This is a genomic window from Atopomonas sediminilitoris (genome assembly GCF_022601735.1).
Classification (GTDB): Bacteria; Pseudomonadota; Gammaproteobacteria; order Pseudomonadales; family Pseudomonadaceae; genus Atopomonas; species Atopomonas sediminilitoris.
Genome location: NZ_JAKUMM010000002.1, coordinates 108,959 through 127,937, shown reverse-complemented (window position 1 = coordinate 127,937; position 18,979 = coordinate 108,959). Strand labels below are relative to the sequence as shown.

Genomic DNA, 18,979 nt, shown 5'->3' with positions numbered 1-18,979 from the left:
GACGTCTCTCCTTAAGCGGCTGCGTGGGCAGCCAAGCGCGCCACAAGGGCGGCGGCTAATTCGTGGGGGGTGCCGTTAAAGCGGCTATGGCCAGCTTCGCGCAGCGACTCTGGCATGCTCGGGCAAGCGCAGGTATCGGCGGTTTGCGTCCAGATTTCACCACCTTGACGCTCGACATAGGCGGCCGCACTCAAGCCATCGCAACCCATGCCACTGAACACCATCACGCCGCAACGGCCGGCAAAGTGCTGGGCTAAATTCAGCATCATCTGATCAATCGACGGGCTGTAGGGTTCAGGCCAAGGGCGATCACACAGCAGCAAGCCACCATCGTCGGCGAAGCTCATTTCTTGTTCAATACTGGCCACCACCACTTCGCCAGCGCGCAAGGGTTGCCCGGCCACGGCATTACGCACAGGCCACTGCGAATGGCGGCCAACGGCTTGGGGCAAGCGCGTTTCAAAACTGGGGTCGATATGCTGAGCGTAAATAAACGCCACCGGCAAACCATGCGGTAAAGCATCGAGAAAGTTTTTCACCGCAGCAGGACCGCCCAATGAGGCGGCCAACAACCAAACCTCTTGCACTTGTTCGCCACTGGCATGCAAGTGGGCGGGCAGGTCAATCCGCTCTACGGACTTGTTGCTATCCAGCAGCTCATTCAGCGCGGGGCCGACCTGTCGCGTCGGGTCACCCACCAGACGTTTGAGCTTGCCAAACAGGCGACGCTCCCAGCGCGGATAGTGTTCTGAGTTGCGTTGCGGAGCTTGGCCTTCACCAAACAGCACCGGCGTTTCCGAATGCTCCAGCAGCAGATCAATTAAGCGATCGTCGTCTTTGACCAGATCAACCAACCACAAATCAGGTTGGCACTGCTGCAGCTGCACCTCATCAAAACGCGCCGGATCGGTATTGAGCACTACCTCATAACCGTTCGCCGCCAACGCCTGCTGCAGCACATGACGCTGCAGCGAGGTGTCGGCGATGACCGCAATCCGTGCGCTCATCGCGGTATTAGCCATGTTCATTCGCCAACTCAACGATGGTGTCGAGCAGCTCGCTCTCTTGATACGGCTTACCAAGGTAACGATTGACGCCCAAGCTCAATGCACGGTCGCGGTGCTTCTCGCCGGTACGTGAGGTGATCATGATGATCGGCAGGTCTTTAAGCCGCTCATCGTGACGCACCAAGGTCGCCACTTCGAAACCGTCCATGCGCGGCATTTCAATATCCAGCAACATCACGTCAGGCTTGCGGTCTTGCAGCATAGCGATGGCTTCAACACCGTCTTTGGCGGTGATGACTTCCATGCCGTTACGCTCCAACAGACGACTGGTGACCTTACGCACGGTGACCGAGTCATCGACCACCATGACCAAGGTTTGCTCATCGCGCGCAGCCTCTGGTGCTCTTAGTTGCGCCTGACGATGCGGCAGTTGTGAATGAGCGTGCAGCACACGAATCATCGCCAGCAAGTCCAGAATGACCACCACGCGGCCGTCACCCAAGATGGTGGCACCGGAAATACCGTGCACACCACCAAACTGCGGACCTAGGGCCTTCACCACGATTTCGCGCGAGCCGGCCAAGGAGTCTACCTGCACCGCCACGGCATGTTCGGCCGAGCGCACCAGCACCACCGGCAAGGGCAAGGTTTGCCCTGTGAGCTTGGGTTGCTGGCCATTGTTCAACAGGTTACCCAGATACTTTAATTCGTAGGCTTGGCCTGCGTATTCAAAGCGCGGTGCGTTGGGCTGGTAGTAAGCCTCCAGCTCATAGGGCGAAACGCGCACGATACCTTCGATGGTATTCAACGGGATGGCGTACAAGTCGTCGCCGGCGTAAATCATCAAGGCACGGTTGACCGACACGGTGAACGGCAGGCGGATGGTAAAGCGCGTGCCTTTGCCAACCTCGGAAGCGATTTGCATGCTACCGCCGAGCTGTTTCACCTCGGAGTTGACCACGTCCATACCGACGCCACGGCCAGAGATCTGGGTGACTTTTTCGGCGGTAGAGAAGCCTGCCTCCAAAATAAACTGCAGCACTTCTTGATCGGTGAGGTCTGAGTCGTTATCCATCAAGCCACGATCAATGGCCTTGCGGCGCACGGCATCGAGCTTAATGCCAGCACCGTCATCGCTTAAGTGCAGCACGATGTCGCCACCTTCACGGCTCAGGTGCAGGCGGATATTACCCACTTCACCTTTACCGCTGGCGCGACGCTGCTCGACGCTTTCGATACCGTGGTCGACGGCGTTACGCAGCATGTGCTCGAGTGGCGCAACAATGCGTTCCAGCACCGTACGGTCCATTTCCCCTTCGGCGTTGCCGACGTGGAACTCAACCTGCTTGCCTAGTTCACCCGCCACTTGGCGCACGATACGACGCAGGCGCGGAATCAAGCGGTCAAACGGCACCATGCGCGTACGCATCAAGCCTTCTTGCAGCTCGGTGTTAACCCGCGCCTGCTGGACCAGCAAGGTTTCCGCATCGCGGCTCTTGCCGGACAAGGTTTCTTTCAAGTCGTGCAAGTCGGACGCTGACTCGAACAGTGCGCGCGAAAGCTGCTGCAACTGAGAGTAGCGGTCCATTTCCAGCGGGTCGAAGTCTTCATAGCCTTCGCGCTCGGCTTCCTCTTGGTAACGCGAGAGGATTTGTGCCTGCGTTTCAGTATCCAGACGGCGCAGCTGGTCGCGCACACGCTCAATGGTGGCTTCCATTTCATTCAAGGTGAAACCGAAGTCACTCACCTGCTGTTCAACGCGGCCACGGAAAATCGAAGTTTCACCGGCGAGGTTGACCATGCCCTCGAGCAATTCGGCCGGCACCTTGACCATTTCTTGCGGGCCACGCTGGCCTGCGTCCTGCTGGGCCGCCTCCAGCGCTTTGCGCACGAACGGCAACACCTTGGCTTCACGCTGGCCTTGCTGGTTAGGCGACACCATCAAGGGCGACAAACCATTCAAGTTGGCCGCACTGGGTGTCGGCATCGGTGCCGACGGGGTATCGCTGACCTCAACGACTGCTTCAGGTTCAGCGACAGGCAATGCCTGCAAGCGCCCCTGCAGCGCATCAACCGCCGCGCGCATGCCTTGGTAGGCATGGAAGGTGTCTTCATACAGGCTGCGCGGTAGCGGTAAACCGTTGCGCTGACCTTCAATCAAGTGCTGCTCAAGATCATGGGTCAGGTTGCCCAGCTCACGCTGGCCAGCCAAGCGCGCCCCCCCTTTGAGGGTGTGCAACACGCGCAGAATAGTGTCGATCGGCGCGTCGTTATTCAGATCCTGCTCACCTTGGTGAACACTTTCTTCCAGCTCATCCAGCAGATCGACGGCTTCTTCGAGGAAAATCTCGAGAATTTCGCTGTCTTCCGCATTGAGCGCAGCATCGGCCTCTGCCTCATCCACAGGACTGATACTGACCGCCTGCGGTGACGACTGTTGACTACCTGGATTGGCACGGTAGTGACGGATTTGCTCAAGCAAGGCATGACCATCAGCCACTTCACGGCCGTCACGTACCGCTTCGAGCATGTCTTGCAGGCTGTCATGACATGCATGCAGCAGCGTAAACAGACCCTGATCCGGCTTGAAGCGACCGCCGCATAACCCTTCGTAGAGATACTCCAGCTCATGGGCCAAATCGCCGACAGGGGCAATTTCAGCCATGCGCGCGCCCCCTTTAAGCGTATGCAAATCGCGCTGCAGGCTTTCAACCTCAAGGGTGTTACCGACTTCAGCTAACCAGCGCTGCAGGGAGTTACCCGCGCTGTCCATGATGTCGAACGCTTCTTCGAGGAAGATTTGCACCAACTCATCATCGGCAAACCCAGCGCTAACAGGGGCCGGCTCGATAATCTCGGCTTCGGCTTCGGCTTCGGCTTCGGCTTCGGCAGCAAAGTCCAATGACTCTTCTAATTCAATCTCAGGCAAGGCGCTGGATAGCGACTCTTGCTCAAGAGCATGCTCAAGCTCAGCAAAAGGCTCTTCGTCCACGTCGATAGCGGGCAGTTCAGCCGGTGCATCGACGTCAACCGCGGCCACAGCGTCATCCAGCTCAAGCTCAGGCTGCTCTAGCGTTTCAATACTGCCGCCTTGGCGAAAGGCTTTAATCGCTGCAATCAGCGGTGCCGGATTACGCAGCGGCTGAGCGGCTTGCAGTTGATCGAGCTGCTGCGCTAGACCGTCGTGACAGGCATGCAGCAACTGGGCTAACGCTGGCGCGTAATGGAAACGCCCATCCACTAAGCCTTCGTAAAGGGTCTCGAGCTCATGGCCAAGATCGCCAATGGGGGCAATGCCCGCCATGCGTGCACCGCCCTTAAGGGTGTGCAGATCTCGCTGCAAGGCCGCCAACACGCTGGTGTTGTTCGGCTCAGCTAGCCAGCGCTCTAGGCTTTGCCCAGTGCTTTCTAAGATATCCAGCGCTTCTTCGAGGAAGATCTCGACCATTTCAATGTCAAGATCACCCAACTCAATGCGGTCATCCGCTGGCGCTTGTGTTTTAGCGACTGGCACTTGCGCGTCGATTGCTAGCGCTGGCTCCGGCTCAGCAGGCTCGCTAGCAAGCGCAGTGGCTTCAGCTTCGACCGCTGACGACGGCGCACTGTCTTGTAGCAACTGCTGCAGCGCCGAGACTTGCTCTGGCTGCGGCGTTACCTGAAGACCGGCGGCCACTTGATCCATCATCGCAATCAGGTGTTCGTGAGCATCGGTGGCGATGCGGAAGAAGTCCTCATCCGCCAACACTCGACCGCTATCGACGCCCTGATACACCGCGAGCAGCGCTTCTGATAGCGCCTCAATCGGCTCCAGTTCCGCCATCTCAGCGCCACGCGCTAAGGTTTCTAACTCGTTAATCAGGGTATTGAGTTCACGGCGCTCGCCCGGATGCGCTTGCCAATGCGCCAACAGCTCATCGGCATCCAGCAGAATATCCATCCCTTCTGCCAAGAAGATGCTGATCATCTGTGGGTCACGCACCTCGCCGCCTTCGCTGACAAGGTTGGCTTCGCTGTGCTGCATGCGCTGCTCATGCAGGCGATGGATTTCCGCGACCAGCTCATCGCACCCTTCTAACGGCTGCAATGGTGTCGTGGTCAACTGCGCCAAGCCACGGCGCATCATGCGCTCGCTGGCATCCAAGCAATCCGCGACGTCTCGATCAACCTTGATCAGGCTGTTCTTGAACTCTTTGACCATCTTCTCCAGCGGACTGGCAATATCGGCCACTGGGGTAATGCCGGCCATGTGGGCGCTACCCTTGAGCGTATGCAAAGAGCGCTGCAGGGCATCATTGACACTGCGCGGCAGCAATTCGTTGCACTCCGCCACGAAGCTGGCCAGATCATCGAGGTGACCTTCGGCCTCGTTGCTGAAAATCTCCAGCAACTGCGGGTCGAGCCCCATATCTTCTAGGGCTTGTTCGCTAACAGGCGCCTCGGCGTCAGGTGCAGCGGCTTGTTCGTCCGGCTGCTCTGGCAACGCGCTGTTTGGCTCATCGGCGAGGTCATCGCCAAGATCCAGTGCGTCTAATTCAGATAAGTCCAGCGGCTCATCCACTAGCGCGCCAATCTCTGCTGATAAGTCGCTTTCTTCCTCGAGCTCAGTGCTCTCGGCAGCGTTAGCTTGCGCGGCGTTAGCTGGCTCTTCGGCACTGGCAAATTGCGGTACTGGCTGATTTTTCGCCAAGGCATGCGCCGTGGCGGCCAAGCGGTCAACATCATCCCGCTGACGTTGTGCGTTATTGGCAAACTCTTCGACCAACTCTGGCAACAGCGCAACGACATCCTGAATCACTTGCTGCACAGGCGCGGCAGGCGACACGCTGCGGTCGATGACGCGATTGAGCAGATTTTCGATTGACCACGCCAGCTCGCCAACAATCAGCGCGCGAACCATGCGACCGCTGCCTTTGAGGGTATGGAAGGCGCGACGCACTTCGGTCATCGCGTCACTATCGTCTTGGTTGGCTAGCCAGCGCGGCAAATATTCGCCGATGGTTTCCAACACCTCACCCGCCTCTTCGATAAACACTTCGACCAAGTCAGCATCAAAGGGCTCTTCGTCAGGATCGGGCGGCAATAAACTGGGCGGTACTTCACCGGCGGGTGGATTGATCGCCTGTACGGGCGCGGCCATGATCTCGGCCATGCTCATGGCTGCAGGCTGCGGTGCCGGCGCACACACGGGGTCAGTGTCCAGCTCAACCAAGGGCAAGTCCGGATCATCGAGACTGAGCTCATCTAAGCTGCCGAGATCATCCATGGTGTCTAACTCAGCAAAGTCATCGCTAAGTTCAAAGCCAGTTTCTTGCTCTGCCTCTTCTGCAGTCGCTTCGCTTTGCGCCGAGTTGTCGCTTGCAGCATCGACCTCAGGCAACAAATCACTGAGCACATCGTCAGACTCGGTCGGCTCAGCGGTGAGCGTCAGCTCTTCTTCAAACGACGGCAATTCATCCGCCGCTTCATCTAGGCCTAACGCCGCCAGCTCATCGGCGGCAAGCGTTTGTTCTGCGTCTAACGGCTCTGCGGGCAAGCCAAGCTCATCGGCCTCAATACTTTCAATCGCCGCGAAATCGAGCGACTCATCGGCGCTCTCGAGCGCTTGCTCTGCTAAAGGCTGCTCTTCTTCGCTTGAGGACTCGTAGTCATCGAACAGACTGCTTTCTTCAGTCTCTGGCGCAAAGGCCACCTCTTCGCTGGCTTCTTCGCTGACCTCTTCTGCAGCCTCGGCGGGGCTGTCGAGCGGATAACCCAGTGCGGCCAAGCTTTCGGCAGCCACGTCCAGAATCATTTCACCGCTGGCACCTTGGTCTTCGACCAAGCGCTCCAGATAGTACTCAATCGCGGTGATGGCATCGGCGAGGGTATCGAGGCTCTGCCAGTTCGGCACGCCACGGCTAACCAACAATTGCTCTTGAATATAGCGACTGGCGTTTGCCAGCAAACCAGCGGCACGATCCAACGGGATCATGCTCAAGCCGCCGCGCACTTGCGCCAGCAGCGGCGGAACTTTCTCTAGGTGTTCGTGATTCCACTGCGAAGCAATGAACTCAATGATCGCGTCTTTACCCTGCTCCAACCCGTTACGGGCTTCTTTGAGCACCACGCGGTGAACTTGGGCAATGTCGGCCGATGGCATGACGCTGGTTTCATCCATAGCGTCATCGTTCTGCCCGGCCATGCCGGTCAGGGTCGCTTCGACATACAGCAGCGCACCGGCCACATCCATCAGCGCAGCATCGCTGACACGATGTTTGCTTTGCGCCAACTCGCTAAGCGCTTCCAGCTGGTCTTGTAACACCTTACGCGGCTGCGTAAAGCCCAGCACAGCCAAGGTATCGGCGACCTGCTTGAGCGGCAGTTGCAAGTTATCGAGGTCGGCGAGGTTGCTGCGATCGCTACGCACAAACAGATCAAGACTGTCTTTTACCCGCACCAATTCTTCGCACAGCGCAGTCACCACGGAGCGCATGGCATCGCGGTCAGGGCCGGCCAGCTTGGCACGCTCTTGATCCACTAACGCATCGTCAGGCAAGGCTTCATCAAGACGGAACTTGCGCTTTAGCTCACCGATACGCGGGGACGCGGCCGGGCTTTTGGCAATGTAAAACAGCAGGTTCTTGACCAAGTCGGCGGGCGCCGCTTGGTTCATGCCGTCCACGCCTTGCTCGACCAAACGCTTAAGTTCACGGTCGACTTGGCGCAATAAGGTACGCACCGTCGCGCCTTGCGCGATGCTGGCATTGGCCAAGCCTTCGACTAAACCCGAGCCAATCGACCATAAGTTATTCAGTGGCGTGTCTTGGCACAGCGACTCAAGCCGCGCAAAGACGCGCGCCAAGTAGCTCAAGTTAGTGACCAAGTCCTGATTACGCATGACGCCGACCAAGGCCAGTTGGTAGGTCTGGCGCAGCTTGCGTAACAAGGCGGGGATTTCTGGAGTATTGCGACCGGCCAATTGCTCAGCGCTGACCTCGTCAGCCTGTCCACCCATATCCGGTGAGAACAAACTGGTTTCCGACAGCAGCTTATCGCCACGCGCCGCGCGAATGTCGTTAAGCAGCGGCAACAGCACCAATGGCAAATCACGGCGCGCCGCTTGGATGCGGTCAAGATAAGCCGGCAGCTGCAGAATGGCCTGCATCAGCACTTCAAGCGCTTCGTTTTGGTTGCTCACGGTGCTGCCAGCCAAAGCTTCGGCCAGCTGCTCCATTTCTTCAGCCAGCAACGCTGCACCAAAGAACTCGACCATTTGCAACGTACCCACCACTTGGTGGATATAGCTCTGCGCAAATTGCAGACGGGTCGAATCCTGCGGATTTTCGACAAAGGCTTCGAGGGCCTGGCGAGCTTGTTTTAGGGTTTCCCCTATTTCGCCTTTGACCCACTCCAGGGCGACATAATCGTGTCGATCACCCATAGCGACTCCACATCTTGGTTACGCAACCTTACGGCGCATGAAAGCCAATACTCGATCGTCGGCGACCGGGACAGCATCGGGATGCTGCCAGCCAGTTACCTCGCCCACGCCAATCACCATAATGCCGCCCGGCGCTAAGCGCTCAATCAAACGGTTTAGGATGTCGCGGCGACGCCAACGGCGAAAATAAATCAGCAAGTTCTGACAAAAGATCACATCCATGTTGTGAAGCGGCGCTTTGTTCAGCTCCAGCACATTCAAACGAATATTGCAGCAGCGGCTTCGCAGCGCCTCTTTCACGGCATAACGCCCGCCATCCACAGCGGAAAAATATTGCTCACGCACTTGCTCTGGTACGTTATTCAGGCGCGCAGCGGGATATTCGCCCGAGCTTGCCAACTTCAGCGCTTGTGCGCTGATGTCCGTGCCAGTCACCCCAAAGTGCGAAAAATCCAGCGTCGCCGCTTGCAGGGCTTGGGCTGCACAAATCGCCAGCGAATACATCTCGTCGCCACTGGCACAGCCCACGCTCCACAGTTGCAGCGGTTTTGCTAAGCCCTGCGCTAAGCGGCCTTGCAGGTATTCACTCAGAAAGTCGAACGAGGCAGGGTGACGAAAAAAGCGTGTCTCCTGCACTGTGAGCCGATCCAACAACCGCGCCCACTCGACCGCACCCTGCGGCCCATCGCCTACACGCGCCAAGTACGCATCGTAATCATCCAGACCGAGTTCGCGCATGCGCGCATTCAGTTGGGTGAGTAAAAATGTGCGGCGGCGCTCATCAAGGACCATGCCCGTGCGGTTTTCCAACAACTCTTGCCAAGCTTGGAACTGCTTAGGCAAGAGGTCGCGTGCCGGCTTTAACGACCAGGACGATGACTGCACGGAGGGCTCCTCGCTCAAGGGCAATACGCGCCCAGCCAACACTGGGCGCGACTCCACTTAAACGGCGTCGGATGCATCCGGCAGCTTGAAGCCGGATACGGATTTGCGCATGTCACCGGCCAACTTAGCCAAGTTACCAATGCTTTTCGCAGTCGCGGTGGTACCGGCTGATGTCTGCGAGGTAATTTCCTGAATCACGTTCATCGTGTTGGAAATATGACCCGCTGACGAAGCCTGTTGGCGTGCCGCGTTAGAGATGTTTTGAATCAATGCCGCCAAGGTCCGCGATACTTTCTCAATTTCTTCCAGCGACACACCGGCGTCTTGCGCCAAGCGTGCACCGCGCACCACCTCGGTGGTGGTTTGTTCCATCGAGATTACCGCTTCGTTGGTATCCGTCTGAATCGTTTTAACCAGCGCCTCAATCTGCTTCGTTGCCGCAGAAGAACGTTCCGCCAGTCGCTGTACTTCGTCCGCAACCACGGCGAAACCACGACCCGCGTCACCGGCCATCGAGGCCTGAATCGCAGCGTTAAGTGCCAGAATGTTGGTTTGGTCAGCAATGTCGTTAATCAAGCTAACGATGTCACCAATCTCCTGCGACGACTCACCGAGGCGCTTAATACGCTTGGAAGTGTCTTGGATCTGCTCACGGATGTTATCCATGCCGGAGATAGTGTTCTGTACAACTTCGTTACCTTTGTTGGCGATCGCAACCGACCGCTCCGCTACCGCCGCTGATTCCGAGGCGTTGGCCGATACCTGGTCAATGGACACCGCCATCTCGTTGATCGCCGCAGAGGCACCGGCAATTTCTTGCGCTTGGTGCTCAGAGGCCTCAGCCAAGTGCATCGCCGTCGACTGGGTTTCTTGCGCAGAACTGGCTACCGATACCGCCGTCAGGTTAATCGTACCGACAAGGTCGCGCAGCTGGTCAATGGTGAAGTTAATGGAGTCGGCGATGGCACCTGTGAAGTCCTCGGTTACCGTGGCCTCCGTGGTCAAGTCACCGTCTGCAAGGTCAGCAATTTCGTCGAGCAGACGCAAAATGGCTGACTGGTTCTTCTCGTTGCGCTCGGCCGATGCGGACAGACGACGACGGGTATCCGTCACCATGACCAAGCCAATGGCAATAATCGAAGCCAACGCCAACAGACCCAGCACGTAACCTGCCAAGGTGTTCAGCGTACGCTCGCTAGCCAAATCTTCGAAACGCACCGCCAGTACCGAGGCTTTATCCAACAGGGTTTGTGACAAACCGAAGATATTGTTGGCGGACTCACGTACCTGGAACAGTTCCGGCGAGGTTTCCAGAATCTCGTCAACGCTACCGGAGACGAATTCGAACAGTTCGGAAATTTCTGCCAGACGCTCGAGAGCGTCTTCATCGGTTACCTGAGTAATGCCCATCGAGGCATTACCTTCGATCATACCGGCCAGTACGCGACCAAACAGGCTGGCATCGCGACCGAAGCTGTCGGCCGCTTGTACCGAGTCTTCGTCACCCACAAGTACCTTGTTCACCGAGCCCAAGATACGTTCGGCCAGCAGTGATTGACGCTGCGCCACCGAGACCTGATCAGCAGGTGCTTCAGCATCGAGCAGAATCTCAACCACTTCCTCGTACTCAACCTGCAGCTGCGGAATGGTTTCCGCAAGTGTCGCGGCCACTTCGTGCAAGGAGATAACGGTTTGCTCGCTAGACAGAATCGAGTCAGCGTTCTGCTTCAGGGTGTCCCAGTCTTGACCTACCCCGCTCATCTCGCCGGTCAGGTTTTCTGGTGCCGCCGGCAAATCAGTGGCCGCATCACCTTTCGTCAGGTAGTCCCAGCGACGCTGGAAGTCATCACGGGCATCACGCAGCAAGGCGAAGGCCTCTTGCGTACCACCGGCAGCTTCCGTGGCGTTCTTAGCAATACGCTGCGACAGTACGCGCAACTCACCGGCGTGGCCGATGTATTCCTTATCGTAGCCCGACTGTTTGTTCAAATAGGCAAAGTTCGCGAACAACAACACGATCGATACGATCAAGATCACGAACAAACCCGTAATCAAGGTGTTGCTACGTAGCCCGGAAAGGAGATTACCTGCGTCAAGTTTCATCAGTCTGGCCCTCACCTGGCCTACCGCTTTACGCTTCCGTAAGACTTACAGACCGGCGAACCGGCCCACCATTAGTAGTTATACCGCTACGTCCATGAACGCCTGATCGTTGCTTAGCTCTCGAGGGCTAAACACCAACCATGGCACATCAGACTGGAACACGCCCTGAATAAAAGGCGCAATGCTGGCCTCTAACGGCGGCAATGTTTCAGCAAAGCTATCGACGGGGAAATGCTGCATTCCCAGCACCTCATCGACAATCAAGCCCGCTAACAATTCGCCACGCTCAACCACGAGCACCCGGCGCTGCTTGCGCGTACCGGTCAACTCTTGGCCGAAGAAGCCACACAAATCGATGATGGGAAGCAGACGACCGCGCACGTTAGCCACCCCGCGCACCCAGCTTTTAACGCCAGGCAACAAGGTGAAACGCGGCTCATGCAAAATCTCGCTGACTTCGCCCATGGGCGCTACTAAGTAGCGGCCCGCTAAACGAAAGCCAATGCCGCTCCATGTCTGCACCGCTTCTTTCTGCGCAGGCAGACCCGCAGCCTGCGAACGGCAGCGGTTGGCGATATCGACAAGGAGGGAAAAGGGGGATTGAGTGCCCGTCATGCTGACCCGATCTTATTGTTATTAATGGCGTGCAGGCTCAACCGGCCAGCACGGCCTTTAGGGTGTTCAGCAACACGGCCTCATCAACCGGCTTGGTCAGGTAATCTTTAGCGCCTTGGCGCTTACCCCAGACCTTATCGGTCTCTTGATCCTTGGTGGTCACAATCACCACTGGGATATGACTGGTTTCCGGATCCTTGGTCAGCTGGCGAGTCGCCTGAAAGCCATTCAGGCCCGGCATTACCACGTCCATCAGCACAGCGTCCGGCTTTTCTTGGCGTGCCAAGGCAACACCGTCGGCGCCGTTTTCAGCCTTTAGCACCTCGTGACCATTCTTCTCAAGCATGGCCGCCAGCTTGTACATCTCAGTTGGCGAATCATCAACGATCAGGATACGAGCCATTTATTTCCCCACAAATTACTACTGGTCAGCCGGCGCTGACATTCAATTAGGATGCTTGCTCTACCGGCGCGAATTCAGGCACATGAGCCTTGATTGCGCCCAGCAACTCTTCTTTGCTAAACGGTTTGGTCAGGTATTGATCCGACCCCACGATACGACCTTTCGCCTTATCGAACAGACCATCTTTGGATGAGAGCATGATCACCGGCGTGCCTTTGAAAGCACTGTTGTTTTTGATCAAGGCACAGGTCTGATAACCGTCAAGGCGCGGCATCATGATATCGACAAAAATAATATTAGGGTGACTGTCGGCGATTTTTGCCAAGGCATCAAAGCCATCTACGGCAGTAATAACGTCACAGCCTACTTTTTTAAGCAGGGTTTCAGCGGTACGTCGAATCGTCTTGGAATCGTCGATTACCATGACCTTAAGCGCATTCTCTTGCATAAGTTTCCGGCCCTACCTACGCCAGGACTCTTTTATAAGTTCTTATACCTTGGGCCACATCGGCTCGCCAAGCATCGGCAAACTTCACGCGAAACCCTTTTTTAGCACACTATCCTTGGGCAAGCTATAAAGCCAGCCCGGCAACACTGCCACCGCACCAGCCTCGGAGACCTCTCAATGAGCATCCACGTCGGCGTCGTGATGGATCCCATCAGCGGCATCAACTACAAAAAAGATAGCACCTTAGCCATGTTACTCGCTGCGCAACAGCGAGGTTGGCACTTGCATTACATGGAGCAGGGCGATCTTTACCAACGTGCCGGCGTCGCTCGAGCACGCATGCGCGCCCTGCAGGTCGCCGCCGACCCTAAAGCTTGGTTCCAACTCGGTGACGAGCAAGACCGCCCATTAGGCGAGCTGAACATCATTCTGATGCGCAAAGACCCACCGTTTGATAACGAGTTTGTCTATGCCACCTACCTGCTGGAACAAGCAGAGCAGAGCGGCTGCTTAGTGGTCAACCGGCCGCAAAGCCTACGCGATTGCAATGAAAAATTCTTTGCAACGCACTTTCCCGAGCTAACCCCGACCACCTTAATCAGTCGGCGGGCAGACATTCTGCGGGAGTTTGCCCGCGAGCAGCGTGACATCATTCTCAAACCCTTGGATGGCATGGGCGGATCATCCATTTTTCGCCATCGCGAAGGCGACCCTAACCTGTCCGTGATTTTGGAAACCCTCACCCTGCATGGCCAGCAACAGATCATGGCGCAGCGTTATATCCCCGAAATCACTCAAGGCGACAAGCGCATCTTGATGATCAACGGCGAGCCTGTTCCGTACTGTCTCGCCCGCATTCCCGCGCAAGGCGAAACGCGCGGCAACCTCGCTGCCGGCGGCCGCGGAGAGGCGCGCCCACTTAGCCCGCGCGACCTTGAAATCGCCAGCATTGTGGGCCCCGAGCTGCGCAAACGCGGGTTGATTTTTGTCGGCTTGGATGTGATCGGCGACTGCCTGACAGAAATCAATGTCACCAGCCCAACCTGCATCCGCGAAATCGACAACGCCTACCAAACCGACATCGGCGGCCAACTGATGGACTGCCTCGCCGCGCTGCTCGACCAGCGCTAAGCATCGTCGCAGCGCCGCCTAGATACTCAAGGCGCGCGCTGCGTCATAGACTTTTACCCCCACGATGGGCAGACTGCGGGCTGCCCAATTGCTTTAGCCTGTCGTCGATGAATGCTGCCGTGACTCCCGAAATCAGTACTACCACCACGCCCATTCAGGCCGCTGATCGGCTAGGATTCACCGTCTTTCTCGCGGCCGCCGTCCACGCGCTGCTGATTTTGGGCATATCGTTCGACCTGCCCGACCCAAACACCTTGAGCAAGACCCTTGAGGTCACCTTGGCCACCCTCAAGAGCGAGAAGCAGCCTGACAAAGCCGACTACCTCGCGCAGATCAATCAAGAAGGCAGCGGCACGCTCGACCACAAAGCCACCCCCAAGACCACCGAAGAAGCCCCCTTCCAAGACAAAGAAATTCGCAAAGTGGCGCCCCCTAAGCCGGCACCGCAAGCCGCTACCGAGCCTACGCCAGCCAAGGCCTTAACCACCCTCGCCCCGCAGCCGCAACGGGTTGCCCCGCAACCGGCCAAGCCAGAGCCTAAGCCAGCGCAGCGCCCTACGCCGTCGTTTGATTCCAGCATGCTATCGGCAGAGATTGCCAGCCTCGAGGCGCAGCTCTCGCAAGAGCGCGAACTCTACGCCAAGCGCCCGCGTGTGCACCGCCTCAACGCAGCCTCTACCATGCAAGACAAAGGCGCGTGGTACAAAGAGGACTGGCGCAAGAAAGTCGAACGCATCGGCAACCTAAATTACCCCTCACAAGCACGGCAACAAAAGATTTACGGCAAGCTGCGCATGCTGGTGGCCATCAACCGTGACGGCACCTTGCGCGAAGTGTCGATACTGGAAAGCTCCGGTAAAGACCTGCTCGACCAAGCCGCCCTGCGCATCGTGCGCCTCGCCGCACCTTTTGCACCGTTCACCGGCGACCTCGCCGATGTCGACGTCCTCGAAGTGATTCGCACCTGGCGCTTTGAGTCCGGCGACCGCCTTTCCAGCCGCTAACTGGCACTAAAACGCACGCCGCTTAGCGCCAGTCGGACTTGTTCAACCCGCAACGAGACGCCACACTTAAGCGCATGAACAACACTGCCTATCTGCGCAACCACTTCCTGATCGCCATGCCGCACATGGCTGACCCGAACTTTGCGCACACTCTGACCTACATTTGCGAACACTCGGCCGATGGCGCCATGGGCATCATCATCAATCGCCTGAGCGGCTTAGACCTTGGCGACATCCTGCAGCAGCTAGAAGCCGCCGAAAGCATTATTGCCACGCAAACCCAACAACCGATCTTTGCCGGCGGCCCAGTGCAAACCGACCGTGGTTTTGTCTTGCACAGCGCCAGCCACAAGTACCAATCGACGCTGGATCTAGGCCAAGTGTGCCTCAGCACCTCGCAAGACGTGCTGCTCGATTTAGCCGAAGGCAAGGGCCCCGCACAAAGCCTCATCGCCCTAGGCTACGCAGGCTGGGAAGCCGGCCAACTGGAAGCCGAGCTGACCGATAATGCTTGGCTAACCTGCCCCGCCACCCTGCCGATTCTGTTTGAAGTCGACCCCGACGCCCGCTTGGCGGCCGCCGCACACAGCCTCGGCATTGAGCTGAGCCTACTCTCTAGCCAAGCAGGCCACGCCTGATGGACAAACCGCTGCGCTTAGTGCTCGGCTTTGACTACGGCACACGGCAGATCGGCATTGCCGTCGGCCAGCTCATCACCGGTCAAGCCCGCGAGCTGTGCACCATCAAAGCGCGCGACGGCGTGCCCGACTGGCAACAACTCGAACGCCTGCTGAAAGAATGGCAACCGGACGCCCTTGTCGTCGGCCTACCGCTCAACATGGACGGCAGTCGGAGTGAAATGAGCGAACGCGCCGACAAGTTCGGCCGCCGCCTCAACGGCCGCTTCAACCTGCCCATACACAGCTACGATGAACGCCTGACCACCTTTGCCGCCAAAGGCCAGCGCCTGCAACACGGCCAACGCGACGGCTTTCGTGAGCGCCCCGTTGATGCGCTGGCCGCCGCCCTGATGCTACAAGGCTGGCTAGACAACCACTGCACCGCCTAATTAATCCCGCGCCAAGGAACTGCCATGAGTCAAACGCTGCCCACCCCTGCCGAGCTAATCCCCGCCTTGGCCGCTGAACTCACCGCGCACCTTGCCACTCGCGGCGTGACCCAGCCTAAATTTGTCGGCATTCGCACCGGCGGTGTTTGGGTCGCACAAGCCTTGCTGACTGAGATGGGGCATGACGTCGCCACACTGGGCACCCTTGACGTGTCGTTCTACCGCGATGACTTCACCCAAAACGGCCTCCACCCGCAGGTACAACCATCAGCGCTACCGTTTGATATCGAAGGCCAGCATTTGGTGCTGATCGACGATGTCTTGATGAGTGGCCGCACGATTCGCGCCGCGCTAAACGAGCTGTTCGACTATGGCCGGCCGGCCAGCGTAACCCTCGTCACCCTGATCGAACTCGACGCGCGCGAGTTACCGATTCGCGCCGACGTCACCGCATTGCGCCTGTCCCTGCCGGCCGATCAGCGGGTAAAATTGCGCGGCCCCCAACCCTTGTCCCTCGAACTGCGCCAGCTTGGCGCCGTGACTGACTGAGCCCAACGCCATGCTTGCTCTTTCGACCGCCCAGACGCTGCAGCTGAACGACCAAGGTCAGCTGCGACACTATCTCAGCATCGACGGCCTTTCGCGTGAACTGCTGACGGAAATCCTCGATACCGCCGACTCCTTCCTCGAAGTCGGCGCGCGTTCGGTAAAAAAGGTCCCGCTGCTGCGTGGCATGACGGTGTGCAATGTGTTCTTCGAGAACTCCACCCGCACCCGCACCACCTTCGAGCTAGCAGCCAAACGCCTGTCAGCCGACGTGATCAACCTCGACATTTCCACCAGCTCGACCAGCAAAGGCGAAAGCCTGTTCGACACCCTGCGCAACCTTGAGGCCATGGCCGCCGACATGTTCGTGGTGCGTCACGGCGACTCCGGTGCCGCACACTTCATTGCCGAGCATGTCTGCCCTGATGTTGCCGTGATCAATGCCGGCGACGGCCGCCACAGCCATCCGACCCAAGGCATGCTCGACATGCTGACGATTCGTCGTCACAAGGGCGACTTTAGCGGTCTATCGGTGGCGATCGTCGGCGATATTCTGCATTCACGCGTGGCGCGCTCCGACATGCTGGCGCTGCGTACCTTAGGCTGCACCGACATCCGCGTCATCGCCCCCAAATCGCTGATTCCGGTCGGTATCGAGCAATACGGCGTACGCGTTTTCCACGACCTTGCCGCTGGCTTAAAAGATGTCGACGTGGTGATCATGCTGCGCCTGCAAAAAGAACGCATGCAAGGCGGCTTGTTGCCCAGCGAAGGCGAGTTTTTCCGTCTCTACGGCCTCACCCAGCAGCGCTTAGCACTGGCCAAACCCGACGCCCTAGTGATGCACCCAGGCCCCATCAACCGTGGCGTCGAGATTGAATCCGCCGTGGCTGACGGCGCGCAATCGGTGATCCTCAACCAGGTCACCTATGGCATTGCCATCCGCATGGCGGTGCTGGCGATGGCCATGAGCGGGCAAAAAACCCAACGCCAACTCGACCAAGACAGCGAGGTCTGACATGCGAATGACCCTCAAAGGCGCGCGCGTCATCGACCCCGCCAGCCAACTGGACCAACACGTTAGCGTGCACCTGCAAGACGGCCACATCTTGGCCCTCGGCAACGCCCCCACCGGCTTCACCGCCGAGCGCATGCTCGACTGCAGCGGTTTAGTGATTGCCCCGGGCTTAGTGGATTTATCCTGCGCCCTGCGCGAGCCCGGCTTTGGCCGCAAAGGTAATATCGCCAGCGAAACACTCGCCGCAGCCGCCGGCGGCACCACCAGCTTGTGCTGCCCGCCGTTTACCCGCCCCGCGCTGGACACCCCCGCCGTGGCCGAGCTGATTTTGGACCGCGCCCGCGAAGCCGGCCACGCCAAAGTCTTCCCCCTCGGCGCACTGTCTAAGGGGCTAGCTGGCGAACAATTGAGTGAATTGGTGTCGCTACGCGACGCCGGCTGTGTGGCTTTCACCAATGGCCTCAGCCAATTTCGCAACACCCGCGTACTGCGCCGCGCGCTGGAGTACGCCGCCACCTTCGACCTGACCGTGGTGTTTGTCTCGCAAGATCATGATCTGGCTGACGGCGGCTTAGCGCACGAAGGCCCCACAGCGGCTTTCCTCGGCCTGCCGGGCATTCCGGAAACCGCTGAAACCGTGGCACTGGCGCGCGACTTGTTGCTGGTCGAGCAGACCGGCGTACGCGCACACTTCAGCCAACTCACCAGCGCCCGCGGTGTGGAAATGATCGCCCAAGCACAAGCGCGCGGTCTGCCAGTCACGGCAGACGTCGCTTTGTACCAGCTGATCCTCACCGACGAAGCACTCAACAGCTTCTCCGGCCTGTATCACGTGCAGCCACCGCTACGCAGCAACGCCGACCGCCAAGCCCTACGCGAAGCGGTGCGCGCCGGCGTAGTGCAAGCCATCGCCAGCCACCACCAACCGCACGAAGGTGACGTCAAACGCGCACCATTCGGCGCTACCGAGCCCGGCATCAGCAGCGCCGAGCTGTTCTTACCACTCGCCATGACACTGGTACAAGACGGCCTACTGGAGCTACCAGAGCTGCTCAAACGCCTAAGCCTTGGCCCAGCACAGGCCATGCGCCTATCCGCCGGCAAACTCGGCGTAGGCGAGGCCGCCGACTTAGTCATCTTCGACCCACAAGCCACGACCTTGGCCGGCGAGCAATGGTTTTCCAAAGGTGAAAATTGCCCCTTCCACGGCCACTGCCTACCCAGCACCGTGCGCTACACCTTGGTCGACGGGCATATCAGCTTTCAGCGCTAAACCTTTTGCCCATAACGCTTACCCAATAAAAACGGCACGCCAAGGCGTGCCGTTTTT

14 protein-coding genes are annotated in these 18,979 nt (G+C 58.3%); 7 read left to right on the top strand and 7 right to left on the bottom strand.

The genetic code is table 11. The features are described from left to right. Positions 1 to 11: 11 nt before the first annotated feature. From MKI83_RS03035 to pilG, 7 genes are all read right to left on the bottom strand, one after another. Positions 12 to 1,022 (bottom strand): chemotaxis protein CheB, encoded by a 1,011-nt coding sequence (locus tag MKI83_RS03035; protein ID WP_241583292.1) that lies wholly within the window; start codon positions 1,020 to 1,022, stop codon positions 12 to 14. Further along, positions 1,015 to 8,427, bottom strand: coding sequence for an Hpt domain-containing protein (locus MKI83_RS03030; RefSeq protein ID WP_241583291.1), 7,413 nt, complete (start codon positions 8,425 to 8,427; stop codon positions 1,015 to 1,017). Before MKI83_RS03030 ends, MKI83_RS03035 begins: the two co-directional genes overlap by 8 nt. Positions 8,428 to 8,445: 18 nt before the next feature. Further along, a complete protein-coding gene (locus tag MKI83_RS03025) occupies positions 8,446 to 9,312 on the bottom strand; it encodes a CheR family methyltransferase (RefSeq protein ID WP_241583290.1) in 867 nt (288 codons plus the stop codon). Between the two features lie 57 nt (positions 9,313 to 9,369). Further along, positions 9,370 to 11,418, bottom strand: coding sequence for a methyl-accepting chemotaxis protein (locus MKI83_RS03020; protein ID WP_241583672.1), 2,049 nt, complete (start codon positions 11,416 to 11,418; stop codon positions 9,370 to 9,372). A gap of 75 nt (positions 11,419 to 11,493) precedes the next feature. Then, entirely contained in the window at positions 11,494 to 12,030 is a 537-nt protein-coding gene (locus MKI83_RS03015; protein ID WP_241583289.1) for a chemotaxis protein CheW, read from the bottom strand. Positions 12,031 to 12,067: 37 nt separating this feature from the next. Then, positions 12,068 to 12,433: a twitching motility response regulator PilH gene (pilH, locus tag MKI83_RS03010; RefSeq protein WP_241583288.1), complete on the bottom strand. Its 366-nt coding sequence runs from the start codon at positions 12,431 to 12,433 to the stop codon at positions 12,068 to 12,070. Between the two features lie 46 nt (positions 12,434 to 12,479). Further along, positions 12,480 to 12,881, bottom strand: a complete 402-nt coding sequence (pilG, locus tag MKI83_RS03005) for a twitching motility response regulator PilG (protein ID WP_241583286.1) — start codon at positions 12,879 to 12,881, stop codon at positions 12,480 to 12,482. Between the two features lie 177 nt (positions 12,882 to 13,058). On the opposite strand from pilG, the gene gshB reads away from it, so the two are divergent. The 7 genes from gshB (at position 13,059) to MKI83_RS02970 (ending at position 18,922) form a co-directional block, all read left to right on the top strand. Then, positions 13,059 to 14,012 carry a glutathione synthase gene (gshB, locus tag MKI83_RS03000; protein WP_241583284.1) on the top strand — a complete coding sequence of 318 codons (954 nt, stop codon included), beginning with the start codon at positions 13,059 to 13,061 and terminating at the stop codon, positions 14,010 to 14,012. Positions 14,013 to 14,119: 107 nt separating this feature from the next. After that, positions 14,120 to 15,016: an energy transducer TonB gene (locus MKI83_RS02995; RefSeq protein WP_241583282.1), complete on the top strand. Its 897-nt coding sequence runs from the start codon at positions 14,120 to 14,122 to the stop codon at positions 15,014 to 15,016. A gap of 74 nt (positions 15,017 to 15,090) precedes the next feature. Continuing rightward, positions 15,091 to 15,654 carry a YqgE/AlgH family protein gene (locus MKI83_RS02990; RefSeq protein ID WP_241583280.1) on the top strand — a complete coding sequence of 188 codons (564 nt, stop codon included), beginning with the start codon at positions 15,091 to 15,093 and terminating at the stop codon, positions 15,652 to 15,654. Further along, entirely contained in the window at positions 15,654 to 16,085 is a 432-nt protein-coding gene (ruvX, locus tag MKI83_RS02985) for a Holliday junction resolvase RuvX (protein ID WP_241583278.1), read from the top strand. Before MKI83_RS02990 ends, ruvX begins: the two co-directional genes overlap by 1 nt. Before the next feature lie 24 nt (positions 16,086 to 16,109). Beyond that, positions 16,110 to 16,634, top strand: coding sequence for a bifunctional pyr operon transcriptional regulator/uracil phosphoribosyltransferase PyrR (gene pyrR, locus MKI83_RS02980; RefSeq protein WP_241583276.1), 525 nt, complete (start codon positions 16,110 to 16,112; stop codon positions 16,632 to 16,634). A gap of 10 nt (positions 16,635 to 16,644) precedes the next feature. Beyond that, positions 16,645 to 17,649, top strand: a complete 1,005-nt coding sequence (locus MKI83_RS02975) for an aspartate carbamoyltransferase catalytic subunit (protein ID WP_241583274.1) — start codon at positions 16,645 to 16,647, stop codon at positions 17,647 to 17,649. Between the two features lies 1 nt (position 17,650). After that, positions 17,651 to 18,922, top strand: a complete 1,272-nt coding sequence (locus tag MKI83_RS02970) for a dihydroorotase (protein WP_241583272.1) — start codon at positions 17,651 to 17,653, stop codon at positions 18,920 to 18,922. The last annotated feature ends 57 nt before the right edge of the window (positions 18,923 to 18,979 follow it).